Raw genomic sequence first — 15885 nt, forward strand, 5'->3', positions numbered from 1 at the left:
CAATACATGGCAGGCACGCCCCTCATCCCTGCCCCCGGGTCGCGCCGCGGGGCAGGACGACCAGCCCGGAGGCGTCCACGAAGTAGCGCTGGGCGTCCCGGCGCGGATCGAGCCCGATGACCTCGCCCGCGGCGATGGTGTTGTAGCGGTCGACGATCACCCGCCGCAGGTGCGCGCCGGCGCCGACGCGCGTGTGGTCCATGACGATCGCCTCGTCGAGCACCGCGCCCGGCTCGATGCGCACGCCCCGGCCCACGATCGACCGCCGCACGGTGGCGTGCTCGATGCGGGCGCCCTCGCCGATCAGGGAGTCCACGATCTCCCCACCGATCACGTGGGCGGCGGGTCCGGCGTAGGCGGCGGTCAGGATGGGCCAGGCGGGGTTGTCCAGGTCGAAGACGGGCGATGCGCCCAGCAGGTCCATGTGGGCCTGCCAGTAGGCGGCCAGGGTGCCCACGTCGCGCCAGTAGCCGCGCTCCTCGTAGGGCTTGGTGCCCGGCACCTGGTTCGTGAGGAAGTCGTAGGCGAAGACCCGCGCCCGCGGGTACAGCTCGGGGATGATGGTCCGGCCGAAGTCGTGGTCGGTGCTGCGGCGGGCGTCCTCCACCAGCGCCTCCACCAGCAGGTGCCGGTCGAAGATGTAGTTGCCCATGGACGAGAGGGCCATCGCCGGGTTCCCCGGCATCGGCGCCGGCTGCGCCGGCTTCTCCTCGAACCCGATGATGCGGCCGTCGGCGTCGGTCTCGATGATGCCGAACTGCGAGGCCTGGGCGATGGGCACGGGCAGCGCGGCCACGGTGACCTGGGCGTCGCGCTCCAGGTGGGCCAGGAGCATCTGGTTGATGTCCATGCGGTAGATGTGGTCGGCGCCGAAGATCACCACGATGTCGGGGTTGAAGTCCTGCAGCAGGTTCAGGTTCTGGTAGACGGCGTCGGCGGTCCCCCGGTACCACTGCTCGCCCCAGCGCATCTGCGGCGGCACGGCGATCACGAAGTGATCGGGCAGCCCGCCGAACCGCCAGCCGATCCGCAGGTGCTCGATGAGGGACTGGGACTTGTACTGCACCAGCGCGTAGACGGCGTGGATGCCCGAGTTCACGAAGTTCGACAGCACGAAGTCGATGATCCGGTACTTGCCGCCGAACGGGACCGCCGGCTTGCTGCGTTCGGCGGTCAGCGGGTGCAGGCGCTCGCCGCGGCCGCCGGCCAGGATCACGCCCAGCAGCCGCAGGCGCGAGATCCGCGGGCGCCGGATCACGGGGTGCGGACCTCCCGCGCCGCACGCACGTGCTCGGCGACGTCGGGGAAGGGGAAGTCCTGCACCTCGCGCGCGGCCAGGAACGCCTCGTCGTCGGCGCCGAGCGGCTGCCCTTCGGCCGCGCGCCGCAGGAGCTGGGAGAGACGCACGAAGTGGGCGTAGTGCTCGGCGAAGCGGCCCTCGGCGTAGTTGCGGGCGGCGCCCGTGGTGATCAGGAACTGCCAGTCGGAGGCCTGCAGCACCAGCAGTTCGCGCGCCAGCTGCGCCAGCAGCCGCGACAGCAGCGGGTGTCCCTCCCACGCCACGCCGCCGGCCAGCGTCCAGAAGTCTTCCTCGACGGCGTAGAGCATGTCCCACGTCCAGGCGGTCTGGGGGTTCAGCCACATCCGGTGGTCGCCGCCGTCGCCCCACGAGCCCTCCAGGAGCGAGACCGTCTCCGCCGGCGGATGGCGGGCCAGGACCGCTGCGGGCGTGGTCACCGTGACGCCGTCGGCGGGCAGCCGCTCCAGCACCGCCCGCAGGAACTGCGGCCCCTCGAACCACCAGTGGCCGAACAGCTCGGCATCGTAGGGGTTGACCACCAGCGCGCCCTCGAACGCGTGGGCCGGCCCTGCCGCCAGCACACCGCCCACCAGCCCGGCGAAGTGCGTCGCGTGCGCGCGCGCCCGCGCCAGGGCCGCCGCAGGGTCGTAGCGCTCCTTGGCGCCGAGGTCGCCGCGCGGATCGGTCACCCGCCAGTACCGGATGCCACCGGGCGTGTGGCGCTTGTGGAACTCGAGGTAGGCGCCGTCGCCCGGGTAGCCCTGGTCGCGGCTCCAGACCTGCATCGTGGTCTGCGGATCGCGCAACAGGGCCACGGCGCCACCGGCACCCTCCCGCGACGCCACCAGGTAGGCGCGGTAGGGCGTGAGGTCGCGGCGAAAGGGCGGCGCCGCAGGCTCGCCGCCCAGGGCGCGCAGCGCGGGGTAGTAGTCGCGATAGGCAGTGCGGGCCTCCCCGCCCTGCAGCAGGTGGGCGTCGGCCACGAAGTACTCCAGCCCGTGTGCGGCGAGGAACTCCTCGAGCCCCCGGCGGTGGCGGCGCACGCGGCCCCGCAGCGGCCCCGCCGGCGGCGTCCACGTGTAGCGCGGTCTGTACCCGCACTCGGGCAGCCAGGCGCCGCGCGCGGGCTGGCCGAAGTGGCGCGCGTGGGCGGCGGCTCCCACGCGCACCTGGAGGTCGATGGACTCGTCGCGCCCCAACAGCGGCAGGTAGCCGTGGGTGGCCGCCGAGGTGATGAGCTCCACAGCCCCCGTCGCCGCCAGCCGCCGCAGCGCGCCGAGCAGGTCACCGTCCAGGCGCCGCAGGTGCGCCAGCGCCCGTCGGTAGACGTCTTCCCAGAAGTAGGTGAGGTCTGCCAGCGCGCCCTCGCCGGCGCGCTCGAACCGGGCGCGATCGGCCGCCACGGCGTCCAGGCGCTGCGCGAGGTACGTCTCGACCTCTGCGGCGCACTGCGGGTGCGCCAGTTGCTCGCACAGCACCGGCGAGCAGCTGACGGTAACAGGGGTGGTGGGTCCGCGGGCGGCCAGTGCGTCGAGCTGCTCCAGCAGCCGCAGGTAGCAGCCGACGACAACCTCGGCCAGCCACTCGCTCCCATGCGGCCAGCGCCCGTGAGCCAGGACCAGCGGCAGATGCGCGTGGAGGATCAGGAGGAAGTACCCGCGCGACGGGGCCATGGCGCCTCCGCCTGACTTGGCGTCTCGGGCGCGGAACTCCTCCCGCCGCTCCTTGCCCGGCGTCGCAGGCGTCCCGAAGACCGTGCGCCCTGGTCGCCCGCACGCCTGCCGGTCCCGTCACGCCGTCTGCGCGCGGAACCAGTGCCACCGGGCGCGGCCCCTCGGCTACCTGGACCGTCACCCCGTGTGCGCCCGGAACCAGTCGACGGTGGCCGCGAGCCCTTCCTCCAGCGACACCGCCGGCGTCCATCCCAGGTGCGTCCGGGCAGCGTCCGCCGCCAGCACCACGTGTCGGACGTCACCCGGCCGCGGCGGGCCGTACACCGGTGGTGGGGCCCCCGGCACCTGCCGGGCCAGCGCGCCGTAGACCTGGTTGACGGTGGTGGCCACCGCGGTGCCGATGTTGAAGGCGCCGCGGGCACGGCGGTCGGTGGCCAGCAGGTTGGCCCGGACGACGTCCGCCACGTAGACGAAGTCGCGGGTCTGCTCTCCGTCGCCGTGGATCGTCGGCGCCCGACCGTCGAGCAGCGCGCGCGCGAAGATGGCCACCACGCCCGCTTCGCCGTGCGGGTCCTGGCGCGGGCCGTAGACGTTGGCGTAGCGCAGGCAGACGGCGGCGAGCCCGTGGAGCCGGCCGTAGGTCGCGATGTACTGCTCGGCACACCACTTGGCGCACCCGTAGGGCGAGAGCGGTCGCACCGGCGTCGCCTCGTCGGCGGGCAAGCGCTCGGGGTCCCCGTACAGCGCGCCGCCGGTGGAGGCGAAGATCAGATGCTCGACGCCGAACTCGACGCACAGCGCCAGGACCCGCAGCGTGCCCAAAACGTTCACCTCGGCGTCGCCGAGCGGGTCCCGGACCGAGAGGCTCACCGACGCCTGGGCTGCGTGGTGGTTGACGACCTGCGGCCGTTCGCGCGCGAAGACCTCGCGCAGCGCCGGGTCACGGACGTCCACCTGGTAGAAGCGCGCGCCCGCCGGCACGAACGCACGGCGGCCGCCGACCAGCGAGTCGACGACGATCACCTCGTCGCCCCGGGCGAGGTACGCCTCGGCCACGTGGGAGCCGATGAAGCCGGCGCCGCCGGTTACCAGGACGCGCATGGGCGGACCGCGCCGGGTGCGGTAGAGTAAGAGGGGCGCCGCGCCGTCATCGGCGCCGACCCCGCGCCCAGGAGCGTGCGCGCCGGCGCGTCTGCTGGATGCGGTCGAGCACCCTAGCGGCAGCCACCAGCTCGGGCAGCGCGGCGACGTCCAGGCGCCACTTGAGCTCGCGCAGGAGCTCGCCGCGCGACATCTCAGCGGGCGCCCACGGCGGCGGCGAGGGCTGGTAGCGCCACCGGCGGGTCTGCTCCAGAGCGTAGAGCACCTCCCGCAGCAGGTCCCGCGGGATCGCCACGATCTCGTCGCGCAGCCGGCGGCGCAACTGCAGGAGGTGGCGGAGGTCGGTGCCGCTGAGACGTGTGCGCTCGATCGGAGACATGTACGCGGCGGAAAGGGTTCGCGCTGCGACGGCCGGTCCCTCTTGCCGGTCGGGGGGAAGGACGGAGGCCCGTGCCTGGTGCAGGTCGTCGCCTGCGGCGGGCGACTCCTTGCTGACACGGACAGGACGCTTGCTGACGCTGGCAGGACGGAGGGCTCGAGGCGGATGGTGGTCGAGGACGGTGGTGCGCCGATGATCGACCTGGACGATCCGACGGCGCTTCGACGCGGCGATCCCGCCGGCATGCTGGCACTGGTGGAGGGCCTGGGGCCCATGGTGCTGGAGGGCTGGGAGGTGGGTGCGGCGGCTGCACCGCACCTCCGTGCACCCCGCGTGGTGGTCGTCGCGGGCCTGGGCGGCTCGGGGATCGGCGGCGACCTGCTCGAGGCGCTCCTTGCGCCGACCAGCCCGGTGCCCGTCCTCGTCGTGAAGGCCACCGCGCTGCCGGCCTGCGTCGACCGCGACGCGCTGGTGATTGCGTGTTCGTACTCCGGTAACACCGAGGAGACCCTGGCCGCCTTCGACGACGCGACCCGTCGCCAGGCGGCGGTGGTGGCGGTCACCTCCGGGGGTGCCCTGGCCGCGCGGGCGCGCGCCGCTGGCGTCCCCGTGGTGGCGGTCCGGCCCGGCCTGCCGCCCCGGGCGGCCCTCCCCCTGCTGTTCCTGCCGATGGTCCGTCTCGCGCACCACTTGGGGCTGACCCCCATTGGCGATGCCGACGTGCGGGAGGCCGCCGAGCTCCTGGGCCGGCTGGCCACCGAGTGGGGCCCGTCGGCCCCCACAGCGGGCAACCTGGCCAAGCAGCTCGCCACCCGGCTGTCCCGGGCGCTCCCGGTGGTCTACGCGGCCACCCCTGGCCTGGCCCCGGTGGCCTACCGGTGGAAGACCCAGCTCAACGAGAACGCCAAGCGCTTTGCGGTCTGGAATCGCTTCCCCGAGGCGAGTCATAATGAAATAGAGGGGTGGCAGGCGCCGCCTGCGGAAGCCGCCGTGGTGGTGCTCAGGGACGCCGAGGACGGCGTGCGCGCGGCGCGCGAGATCGGCGCAGTGCGCGCGCTGCTGGCCCGGCGGGCCGGCCAGGTGGACGAGGTGTGGACGCAGGGCACAGGCCGCCTGGCGCGGGTGTTCTCTCTGGTACTGCTCGGCGACTTCGTGAGCGTGTACGCCGCGCTGGCGCGGGGGGTGGACCCCACGCCCATCGCGGCGATCGCGGCGGTGAAACAGCAGGTGCAGGAAGCGCTGCCGTCGCAGGGAACCAGTGCCCTGTAGCGCAACTGCGCGCCGGGGCGGGCAGCACAGGGAGCGGAGGCGATCATGGCGCGGGTGTTCCTGGAGGGCGTGACCAAGAAGTTCGGGAACGTGACGGCGGTCAACAACGTCACCCTCGAGATCCCCGACAAGCAGTTCACGGTGCTGGTGGGCCCGTCCGGGTGCGGCAAGACCACGGCGCTGCGGCTGATCGCCGGCCTGGAGGAGGCCACCGCCGGCAACATCTACATCGGCGACCGGCTCGTCAACGACGTGGCCCCCAAGGACCGCGACATCGCCATGGTGTTCCAGAACTACGCGCTGTACCCGCACATGTCGGTCTACGACAACATGGCGTTCGGGTTGCGGTTGCGGCGCTACCCCCGGGCCGAGATCGACCGGCGCGTGAAGGAAGCTGCGGCCCTGCTGGGCATCGAGCAGCTGCTGGACCGCAAGCCCAAGCAGCTCTCGGGCGGGCAGCGCCAGCGGGTGGCCCTGGGGCGCGCCATCGTCCGCGAGCCGCAGGTCTTCCTCATGGACGAGCCCCTGTCCAACCTCGACGCCAAGCTGCGCGTGCAGACCCGGGCCGAGATCAAGAAGCTCCAGGCGCGGCTGCAGACCACCACGGTCTACGTGACCCACGACCAGGTCGAGGCCATGACCATGGGCGACGTGATCGTGGTGATGCGCGACGGTGTGATCCAGCAGGTCGACAGCCCGCTCAACCTCTACGAGAAGCCGGCCAACATGTTCGTGGCGGGCTTCATCGGCAGCCCCGCCATGAACTTCATCCCGGCGCGCCTGGTGGCCCGCGACGGGGCCACCGTGCTCGACGCCGACGCGTTCGCCATGGAGGTGCCGCCGGACATCGCGGCGCTGGCCAGGGACTGGGTGGGCCGCGAGGTCATCTTCGGCATCCGGCCCGAAGATATCCAGGACCGGGCCTTCGCCCGCGACGCCCACCCGGGGTGGGTGCTGAAGGCCACGGTCGACGTCCACGAGCCCCTGGGATCCGACGTGATCCTCTACCTGAGCGTCGGGCCCCACTCCATCGTGGCGCGCGTCGACGCCCACAGTGAGGCCAAGATGGGCCAGGCCACCGAGGTCGTCTTCAACATGCGCAAGCTGCACCTGTTCGACCCGCAGACCCACCAGGCCATCATCTGACGCGGGCGGTGGTGCGCCGCGCGCCACCGCGCGGCGCAGCATGCGCAGTGCCGCACGCCGTCATCCGACGCGGGCAGTCGCGAGCGTCGCGCGGTGCCCGGGGCGGCCGCGGCGGTGCGCGCCTGCCCCCAGCCCAAGACGTTGCAGCCGTAGCGCCGCAGCAGCGTCCGGCACCGGCTCCACGGGTGCGGGCCGGTCATCACGGAGACACGACGATCGGCCCGCTGCAGCGCTCCCAGCACTGCGGGTGACAGCAGGCTGTCCTAGCCCGCCGCCGGCCGTCGCTCGCTGCGCTCGCTCCCCAACGCCGCACCGGCCATGTCGCCCAGCGGTCCGAGCAACTTGGTGAACTCCAGCGGGAAGATGAACTTGGTGGCCGGGCTTGCGCCCAGCGCCTTGAGGGTCTCCAGGTACTGGAGGGCCATGGTCTTGGCGTCCACGGTCTGCGCCACCTTGAAGATCGTGTCCAGCGCCAGCGCGAACCCCTCGGCCCGCAGGATCGCCGCCTGACGGTCGCCCTCCGCGCGCAGGATCGCCGCCTGCTTCTCGCCCTCGGCCACCTTGATGGCCGCCTCGCGCTTCCCGTCGGCCTCGGTGACCACCGCACGGCGCGTGCGCTCCGCCGACATCTGCCGGGTCATCGCCTCCTGCACGTCCTTGGGCGGCAGGATCTCGCGGATCTCGACGGTGGTGACCTTCACGCCCCAGCGCTCGGTCACCTCGTCGAGCTTGGCGCGCAGTACCTGGTTGATCTGCTCGCGCCGGGCCAGCACGTCGTCGAGGATGATGTCGCCGATGACCGCGCGCAGGGTGGTGGTGGCCACACCGCGGGCCGCGCCCGCGAAGTCGGCCACCTGGATGACCGAGCTCTCGGGGTCGACCACCTTGTAGTAGATGAGGAAGTCGATGTTGATGGGCGCGTTGTCGCGGGTGATGCATGTCTGGGAGGGGATCTCGATGAACTGCTCGCGCAGGTCCACCCAGACGGCGCGGTCGACGATGGGGATGAGGAAGACGATGCCCGGGCCCTTGCGGCCGATGCTGCGGCCCAGCCGGAAGACCACGAGCCGCTGGTACTCGCGGACGATCTTGATGGCCGCGTTGAGGATCATCAGGCCGACGATGACGACGGCCGCGGCGTACGTCAGCAGTCCCACGATGTCTGGCATGCGCCACCTCCTGGCGGCCTGGGGCGCCACCATAGTTCTGGCTGCTGGCAGGGTCTTCCTGCGTCGGGCGCTGTGCGGGCAGCACTCCCAGTAGGACGACGCGCGGCTCGCCGCCTGGTCGTCGGGATCGTAGCGGCGCGCCGGCGCCTGGGCACTCCCGAGGGCTCCCGAGCGGACGGCACGCTGCTGGCCCCCTGCCCCGGGCCGCGGGAAGGGAGCGTAACGCCGTCGGGCGCCGACCAGGGGGCCGGGGGATACGGCCCGAAGAGGGGAGCGGCGATGTGGTACCTGGGCGTGGACTTGGGCGGGACGAAGATCCTGACGGCGGTCGTAGACGAGACCGGCCAAGTGGCAGCCCGCGTGCGGGCGCCCACGCCGCAGACCGGGCCGGCCGCGGTGGTCGAGGCCATCGCCGCCACCGCCCAGCAGGCCCTCGAAGCGGCAGGCCTACCCCGCGGGGCCGTGCGCGCCGCCGGGGTCGGCGCGCCCGGCCCCGCCGATCCCGTCACCGGCACGGTGTTCAGCCCGCCCAACCTCCCTGGCTGGGGCGACGTGCCGCTGGCCGACCTGCTGCGCGCCCGGCTGGAGGTGCCCGTGGCCGTCGAGAACGACGCCAACGCGGCGGCGCTGGGCGAACACTGGGTCGGGGCCGGGCGCGGCGTCGACGACCTGCTCTACATCACGGTGGGCACCGGCATCGGCGGCGGGCTCATCCTGCGCGGCCAGCTCTACACCGGCACCTCGGGCTGCGCCGGTGAGGTCGGCCACATGGTGATCGTCCCCGACGGCCCGCGCTGCGCCTGCGGCCGGCAGGGATGCCTGGAAGCGGTGGCCTCGGGGCCCGCCATCGCGCGCGCGGCCCGCGCCGCGCTGGAGGCCGGCCGGCCCTCGGTCCTCTCGGCGGTGGCGGCCGAGGAGCTGGACGCGCACGCGGTGGCCCGGGCGGCGGTCGAAGGCGATCCGCTCGCGCGCGAGGTCTTCGCCCGCGCGGCCCGCTACCTGGGGCTGGCCGTGGCGAACCTGGTCAACCTGCTCAACCCCGCCATGGTCATCATCGGCGGCGGCGTGGCCCGTGCCGGCGACCTGCTGCTGGCTCCGGTGCGCCGCATCGTGGACGCCGAGGCCTTCGCGCGGCCTGCGGCGGCGGTCCGCATCGTGCCGGCGGCCCTTGGGGCGGATGCGGGTGCGCTGGGGGCTGTCGCCGCGGCACGCCAGCGCCTCGCCTAGCGTCGTGGGCGCCGCGCCGACTGCCCTGGACGCGCGGACCCCACGGCGTCGGCTGCCGTCGGGGAATCCACAGGACGTTGTGGGAGCAATCTCGCAGATGCTCCTCGACGTACGGTCCCCACGGCGTCGGCGGCCGTCGGGCGCCCCTACAGCGCGCTCAGGTCGATACGCCGCTGGACGAAGTTCGTGTACACCTCGCCCCGGCGGAAGAAGGCGTTGTCGAGCACGGCCAGGTGGAAGGGGATGGTGGTGCGCACCCCGCCGATCTCGAACTCCAGCAGCGCCCGCCGCATGCGCGCGATGGCCTCGTCGCGGTCGCGGCCCCAGGCGATGACCTTGGCCAGCAGCGAGTCGTAGTACGGCGGCACCACGTAGCCGGGGAAACAGTGGGTGTCCACCCGGATCCCCGGCCCCCCGGGCGGGATGAACTGCGTCAGCGGGCCCGGCGAGGGGCGGAAGTCGTGGCGGGGGTCCTCGGCGTTGATCCGGCACTCGATCGCCCAGCCGCGGATCTCGACGTCGCGCTGCGCCAGCGCCAGCCGCTCGCCGGCGGCGATGCGGATCTGCTCCTTGACCAGGTCCAGGCCGGTGACCATCTCGGTCACGGGGTGCTCGACCTGGATGCGGGTGTTCATCTCCATGAAGTAGATGTTCTCGTGCTCGTCCACCAGGAACTCGACGGTGCCGGCGTTGACGTAGCCGATGGCCTGCGCGGCCCGCACGGCGGCCCGTGCCAGCGCCGCCAGCGTGCGCTCGCGCAGCCGCGGCGGCGGCGACTCCTCGATGAGCTTCTGGTGGCGCCGCTGGACCGAGCAGTCGCGCGCGCCCAGGTGCACCACGTGGCCGTGGGCGTCGGCCAGGATCTGTACCTCCACGTGCCGCGGCTCGCCGAGGTACTTCTCGATGTAGACCTCGCCGTTGCCGAAGGCGGCTTCGGCTTCCCGCCGCGCCGTCTGCAGGGCGGCGGCCAGCTCCTGCGCCGTGTGCACCACCCGCATGCCCCGCCCGCCGCCGCCGGCTGCGGCCTTGATGATCAGGGGGAAGCCAGTCTGGCGCGCGATCTCCAGCGCCTCGCGTTCGGACGCCACGGGCCCGGGGCTGCCGGGGACGATCGGCACGCCGTGGCGGTGCATGAGCGCCCGGGCCGCCGACTTGTGGCCCATGGCCTCGATGGCCCGCGCCGGCGGACCGATCCAGACGATCTTGTGGTCGGCCACGATCTCCGCAAACCGCGGGTTCTCGGCGAGGAAGCCGTAGCCCGGGTGGATGGCATCCGCCCCGGTCAGCTCGGCGGTGCTCATGATGTTGGGGATGTTGAGGTAGGAGCCGGCGCTGGACGCCGGGCCGATGCAGAACGCCTCGTCGGCCAGCTTCACGTGCAAGGCGCCGCGGTCCGCCTCGGAGTAGACGGCGACGGTGCGGATGCCCAGTTCGCGACAGGCGCGGATGACCCGTACCGCGATCTCGCCGCGGTTCGCGACCAGGACCTTGCGGAACATCACCGGCCCCGGGCGGTGGGCTCGAGGGCAGGTTCGATGAGGAAGAGGGGCTGGCCGTACTCGACGGGGCTGGCGTTGTCCACCAGCACGCGGGCGAGGCGGCCGCCGACCTCGGCCTGGATCTCGTTGAAGAGCTTCATCGCCTCGATGATGCAGACCACCTGCCCGGGCGTCACGTGGTCGCCTTCCTTGACGAAGGGCGGCGCGTCCGGAGCCGGCGCACGGTAGAACGTGCCCACCATGGGCGCGACGATGGGCACCAGGTGATCCTCGGCGGCCGGGCCGGTGGCGCCGGCGGGCGTGGCAGTGGGCGTGCCGGCGGTCGCCGCAACGGCCCCGGGGCTCGCTGCGCTGCCGGCCGCCCCGGCGTCGGCGTGCACCACCGGCTGGCCCGCACCGGTGCGCACGCGCACCTTGAGCGAGGGGATGGCCACCTCCAGTTCCGCCACGCCGCCCTCGGTGGCGATGCGCACCACCTCGCGGACCTGCTCGAAGTCGATGCGGTCGGTCATGGTCGCTCCTCATAATAGCCCATGCGCCGGTACTTGGCATACCGCCGGCGCACGAGCTCGTCGACCGGGAGGCCGTCCAGGGTCGCCAGGTGCCGGCGCACCGCGGCGCGCACCGCGTCGACCGCCCGCGCCGGGTCGGTGTGCGCGCCGCCCGGAGGTTCCGGGACGACCTCGTCCACGACCTCGAGGGCCAGCAGGTCCGCGGCCACCAGCCGCAGGGCACCGGCGGCCTCGCGCGCCCGGGTCGCGTCGTGCCAGAGGATGGCCGCGCAGCCTTCCGGCGGGATGACGGTGTAGATGGCGTGCTCGAGCATCAGCACCGCATCGCCCACGGCGATGGCCAGCGCGCCGCCGCTGCCGCCCTCGCCCGTGACCGTCACCACGATGGGCACCCGCAGCCGGGTCATCTCCATGATGTTGCGCGCGATGGCCTCGGCCTGGCCACGCTCTTCGGCGGCATCGCCCGGGTACGCCGCCGGCGTGTCGACGAAGCTCAGGACCGGGTACCCGAACTTCTCGGCGAGCTTCATCACCCGCAGGGCCTTGCGGTAGCCCTCGGGGTAGGGCATGCCGAAGTTGTGGGCCAGGTTCTCCCGGGTGTCGCGGCCCTTGTGCGGCGCGATGGCCGCCACCGGGCGCCCCTCGAACCAGCCGAGGCCGCAGACAAGCGCCGGGTCGTCCCGGAACGCGCGGTCGCCGTGCAGTTCGGTGAAGTCGTCGACCAGCGCCGCCAGGAACTCGTGCGCCTTGGGCCGCTGGGGGTGGCGCGCCAGGGCCACGGCCTGCCAGGGCGTGCGCAGCGCGGCCAGCTCTTCGCGCAGCGCAGCGGCGCGCGCTTCCAGGGCCTCCACCAGGTCGGGCGCCGGCGGTCCTGTCTGCGCCGCGCGCTGGCGGTGCTGCGCGAGCTCGCGCGTCACCTCGCCCAACTGCGCTTCGAGCGCGGCTGCCCGCTCCTCGGCTTGGCGGTCGCGCTCGGGTAGGACCTTCACGGTCCCGCGCCTCCCGGCCCCGCGTCCCCCGCTCCCGCGCCTTCCGTCCGTGCGCCTTCCGACGCCGCGGCAGCAGCCTCCACGCGGGGCGCGCCGAAGTAGCGCAGCAACCTGCGCAGCGTCTCCCGCAGCTGCGCTCGTGGGACCACCAGGTCGATCAGCCCGTGCTCCAGACAGAACTCGGCCGTCTGGAACTGCGCGGGCAGCTTGCGGCGGATCGTCTGCTCGATCACCCGGCGGCCCGCGAAGCCGATCAGCGCGCCCGGCTCGGCCAGGATCACGTCGCCCAGGAACGCGAAGCTGGCGGTCACGCCGCCGGTGGTGGGGTCGCACAGCACCGAGATGTAGGGGAGCCGCGCGTCATGGACACGCCCCACCGCCGCACTGGTCTTGGCCAGCTGCATCAGCGACAGCGCGCCCTCCTGCATGCGCGCGCCCCCTGACGCCGCAAACGTCACCAGGGGCACCCGCGCGTCGACTGCGCGCTCGGCCAGGCGCGCGATCTTCTCGCCCACCACCGAGCCCATCGAGCCGCCCATGAAGAAGAAGTCCAGCGCGCCGACCGCGATCCGGTAGCCGTCGATGGTGCCAAAGCCGGTCAGGGCCGCCTCAGGACGGCCCGTGGCCCGCCGGGCCTCGGCGAGCTTGGCCGCGTACCCGTCGAACCGCAGGGGATCGCCGCTGGTCAACCCGGCGTCGGTCTCCTGGAACGAGCCTGCATCGAGCACCTGGGCCAGGCGTTCGGGCGCGGCGAGGCGGTGGTGGTACCCGCAGGTCGGGCAGACCTTGAGGTTGCGTTCCAGGTCCTTGGTGTAGGTAACGGCGCCGCACCGGGGACACTTCGTCCACAGCCCGGCCGGGAGGTCGCGCCGTTCGGTGGAGGTGTACTTCGGGCGGCGCAGCCAGTGCAGCATGTGCGCCTCGGTGGCTGGTACGGATCGGCGGGCGCACACGCGCCCGCGAGAACCATACCATTATACCCTGCGCCGCCCGGTGGTGGATGATGTCGGAGCACGTGCAGTTCCTCCACAACCAGCCGCGCCGCCCGGAGCTGGATAATGCCGGACGATACGCACCCTGCTCGGCGGGCTCAGGCGCCGCGCGTCGTCACGTTGGTGGCCGCGGCGCGGCACCTGACCGTGACGCGGTCAGTATGGGTGCGCCGCCAGCAGCAAGCGCTTGCGGGGCGCCCCGCGCCCCGTCACTTCCTGATCAGCGTGTGCAACTCCTGGACGTGCCGCTGAGGTTTGATGTCGGGGGGGAGATTCGGGCGGACGTACTTGGCGAACCACTCACTTGCCGCCTTGGATGACTCCCACACCTCGACGACCCGCCAACCGCCCTCGATCGGGTGTCCAAAGTGCATGATGAAGCCGGGAGCCTCCTTGAGCGCCTCGCCAAGGGCGCGGATGGTCTGTTCATAGCCTTCGGGCGTTTGGCCTGGGACATCACCTGTAATGACCACCGGCATTGCGATCACCTCCATCAGACGTTTGTCCGAACAGGCCAAGAAGCCGACGGATGGCATTCCGCTCCGGCTCTGCCGTTCGGACCGTGCGAGTCCACCCATCGAACGTTCAGGATCGGGTCCTCGGGATCGGAGAAACGATCTTCTTGGCCTTCCCGATCGCCTCCATGTAGGTCTCGGGCGGCATGATCGGCGTGAATTTCGGTTCGTTTCCAGTAAACCAGGTCAGTGCGTACATGAGTTCTGCGATGTGGGCGGGACTATTGAGCTCGACCACCATGAAGAGACCTCATCTCGTGGGGGTCCCGTAGATCGCCTGAGGTCGGAAACGATCTACGATCTTCGCAAAGAACGGCCCCCGGCCCGTCGCCGCTATCGATGGTGTCGCCGCTTTCGATCGTGGCCCAAGTCTCTACCATGTAGAGCATCGCCTTTCCCCCCGGGGTCCCAGGCCGCTGATGCCGGCGCGTGGGTTGATGTTCGGAGCCAAGGTCGGGCGAGGAGCGCTGCCCTCCTTTCGTGGGTTCGTTTGCTACCGAACGAGCGCCGTCCCAGCCAGCGATCCGCTCGGACGCTGATTGGGTGCTATCCTACAACCGGCGCGAGGGCTGAGCAACCCCCGGCAGTCCCCAGGGCCCCCCGGTGCCTGGGATCGTAGCTGTTCCCCGCGGGCGTCCCGCCCTATCCCACGACGTCGCGGAAGATCCGCAGGAAGTTGGCGCCCAGCAGCTTGATGATCTCGTTGTCGGAGTAGCCCGCCCACACCAGCGCGCGGGTCAGGTTGGGCCAGTCCCGCCACGACTGGTAGCCCTCGACCCGTGCGCCCCAGCTGGTGCGGTGCTCGGGACGGAAGCCAAACCGCGCCATTTCGGCGTCCAGCAGCGCCTCCAGGGGCTGCGGAAACACCGCGCCCCAGTCGGTGCCGATGCCCACGTGGTCGATCCCCATGACCTCCACCGCGCGCTCGACGTGGGCCAGGAAGTGGTGGAGGGTGGCCGTGGGCTCCGCGGTGATGAAGAACGGCACGACCAGCACGCCGAAGTAGCCGTCGCGCGCGGCCAGCGCCCGGAGGATCTCGTCGGTCTTGCCCCGGTCGTGCGGGCTGAGCTCCCGCGAGAAGGCGTGGGTGATGGCGACGGGGCGCTGGGAGGCCTCGATCGCCTCCAGGGTGGTGCGCAGGCCGCAGTGGGACAGGTCGATCAGAATGCCCCGGGCGTTCATGTGGCGGACGAGGCGCAGGCCGAAGTGGGTGAGGCCGCCGTCGTGGCGCTCGGTGCACCCGGCGCCCACGAAGTTCTGGGCGTTGTAGGTGAGCTGCACGATGCGCACGCCCAGGTCGTAGAAGAAGTCCAGCAGGCTCAGGTCCTGTCCGATCGCCGTGGTGTTCTGGAAGTTGAGGATGATCCCGCGGCGGCCCTCGGCCTTGGCGCGCTCGATGTCGGCAGCGCGGGTGACCTTCAGCAGGCGGTCGCAGCCGTCGAACTTGCGCGTGATGCGCGCCAGGTCGCGGAGCGCCGCCTCGTAGCTGAAGGGGATGCGGCCGAAGGCACCCTGGGTGGCGCTGATGACGTCGACCCCGCTCGCGTCCCACCAGGCCCAGTACTCGGGCAGCTGATCGGCGACCAGGGCCTCGGTGGCCATGCGATCCAGTTCGTCGAGGATGTCAGGTAGCGGCGTCTGCCGCGCGGCCAGCTCGTCGAGGCGAGCCAGCATCGCGGGCGAGAACACCGAGGGCTCACTGGACAGCGTGTCGATGACCAGGGCTTCCCGGTGGAGGGCGGCGGCGCGCGCCTCCTGTGCGGCGGTCAGCGTGAACATGGGTGCTCCTCGTGTGCGCGTGGTGTCGACGGAAGGAGTTCCGCTTGGCCGGCCCCGTCCCTGCCGGATCAGGGGTCCTGCGCCGCCATGGCGACCGGCGCGGTACTGCAACGACCGTTCGCGCGCGCCGTACGACCCCCACGGTCTCTTCGCTCCTGTGCCTCTGCGCCCGCCGTCGTCTGCGGCGACGACCCCGCGTGCTCCGCTGCACGACGTGGGCTCTCGTTGTTTCTTGAAAACTCCCCGGCAACGCACACGCGGTCATCGGCATTCGCCTGCACGACCTGCGCCCTTGTTATAATGAGAACGCTGCTGGCGGCAGTCGTAGTGGCAGG

The 15885-nt window shown here is 72.2% G+C and carries 15 protein-coding genes; 3 read left to right on the forward strand and 12 right to left on the reverse strand.

All coding sequences use genetic code 11. The annotated features are described in order from the left end of the window. Positions 1–22 precede the first annotated feature (22 nt). From glgC to QN157_08425, 4 genes are all read right to left on the reverse strand, one after another. Positions 23–1258, reverse strand: a complete 1236-nt coding sequence (gene glgC, locus QN157_08410; GenBank protein ID MDR7555614.1) for a glucose-1-phosphate adenylyltransferase — start codon at positions 1256–1258, stop codon at positions 23–25. Further along, positions 1255–2973, reverse strand: a complete 1719-nt coding sequence (locus tag QN157_08415; GenBank protein MDR7555615.1) for a DUF1957 domain-containing protein — start codon at positions 2971–2973, stop codon at positions 1255–1257. Before QN157_08415 ends, glgC begins: the two co-directional genes overlap by 4 nt. Before the next feature lie 177 nt (positions 2974–3150). Beyond that, positions 3151–4074, reverse strand: coding sequence for an NAD-dependent epimerase/dehydratase family protein (locus tag QN157_08420; protein MDR7555616.1), 924 nt, complete (start codon positions 4072–4074; stop codon positions 3151–3153). Positions 4075–4120: 46 nt separating this feature from the next. Continuing rightward, positions 4121–4453 (reverse strand): hypothetical protein, encoded by a 333-nt coding sequence (locus QN157_08425; protein MDR7555617.1) that lies wholly within the window; start codon positions 4451–4453, stop codon positions 4121–4123. Positions 4454–4618: 165 nt separating this feature from the next. Here QN157_08425 and QN157_08430 point away from each other — a divergent pair, with 165 nt between their 5' ends. Continuing rightward, entirely contained in the window at positions 4619–5722 is a 1104-nt protein-coding gene (locus QN157_08430; GenBank protein ID MDR7555618.1) for a bifunctional phosphoglucose/phosphomannose isomerase, read from the forward strand. A 45-nt stretch (positions 5723–5767) separates the two neighbouring features. Then, a complete protein-coding gene (gene ugpC / locus QN157_08435; protein ID MDR7555619.1) occupies positions 5768–6868 on the forward strand; it encodes a sn-glycerol-3-phosphate ABC transporter ATP-binding protein UgpC in 1101 nt (366 codons plus the stop codon). 263 nt (positions 6869–7131) lie between these two features. On the opposite strand, the gene QN157_08440 is transcribed toward ugpC, so the two are convergent. Beyond that, positions 7132–8037: an SPFH domain-containing protein gene (locus QN157_08440; GenBank protein MDR7555620.1), complete on the reverse strand. Its 906-nt coding sequence runs from the start codon at positions 8035–8037 to the stop codon at positions 7132–7134. A gap of 279 nt (positions 8038–8316) precedes the next feature. Between QN157_08440 and QN157_08445 the strand changes: the two genes are divergently transcribed. Beyond that, the gene (locus QN157_08445) at positions 8317–9264 is read left to right on the forward strand and encodes an ROK family protein (GenBank protein ID MDR7555621.1); all 948 of its coding nucleotides are present in this window, start codon (positions 8317–8319) and stop codon (positions 9262–9264) included. Positions 9265–9410: 146 nt separating this feature from the next. Here the strand turns inward: QN157_08445 and accC are convergent, their stop codons facing one another. The 7 genes from accC to QN157_08480 all read right to left on the reverse strand — a co-directional run bounded on the left by accC (position 9411) and on the right by QN157_08480 (position 15550). Further along, positions 9411–10763: an acetyl-CoA carboxylase biotin carboxylase subunit gene (gene accC / locus QN157_08450; GenBank protein ID MDR7555622.1), complete on the reverse strand. Its 1353-nt coding sequence runs from the start codon at positions 10761–10763 to the stop codon at positions 9411–9413. After that, the gene (accB, locus tag QN157_08455; protein MDR7555623.1) at positions 10763–11275 is read right to left on the reverse strand and encodes an acetyl-CoA carboxylase biotin carboxyl carrier protein; all 513 of its coding nucleotides are present in this window, start codon (positions 11273–11275) and stop codon (positions 10763–10765) included. Before accB ends, accC begins: the two co-directional genes overlap by 1 nt. Beyond that, entirely contained in the window at positions 11272–12201 is a 930-nt protein-coding gene (locus tag QN157_08460; GenBank protein MDR7555624.1) for an acetyl-CoA carboxylase carboxyltransferase subunit alpha, read from the reverse strand. Before QN157_08460 ends, accB begins: the two co-directional genes overlap by 4 nt. Positions 12202–12260: 59 nt before the next feature. Next, the gene (gene accD, locus QN157_08465) at positions 12261–13178 is read right to left on the reverse strand and encodes an acetyl-CoA carboxylase, carboxyltransferase subunit beta (protein ID MDR7555625.1); all 918 of its coding nucleotides are present in this window, start codon (positions 13176–13178) and stop codon (positions 12261–12263) included. A 287-nt stretch (positions 13179–13465) separates the two neighbouring features. Then, positions 13466–13750 (reverse strand): hypothetical protein, encoded by a 285-nt coding sequence (locus QN157_08470; protein ID MDR7555626.1) that lies wholly within the window; start codon positions 13748–13750, stop codon positions 13466–13468. Between the two features lie 91 nt (positions 13751–13841). After that, the gene (locus tag QN157_08475; protein MDR7555627.1) at positions 13842–14012 is read right to left on the reverse strand and encodes a hypothetical protein; all 171 of its coding nucleotides are present in this window, start codon (positions 14010–14012) and stop codon (positions 13842–13844) included. Between the two features lie 401 nt (positions 14013–14413). Next, on the reverse strand, positions 14414–15550 hold the full coding sequence (locus QN157_08480; GenBank protein ID MDR7555628.1) for a membrane dipeptidase: 1137 nt from the start codon (positions 15548–15550) through the stop codon (positions 14414–14416). Positions 15551–15885 lie beyond the last annotated feature (335 nt).

Source organism: Armatimonadota bacterium (assembly GCA_031459855.1).
GTDB lineage: Bacteria > Sysuimicrobiota > Sysuimicrobiia > Sysuimicrobiales > Humicultoraceae > Fervidifonticultor > Fervidifonticultor primus.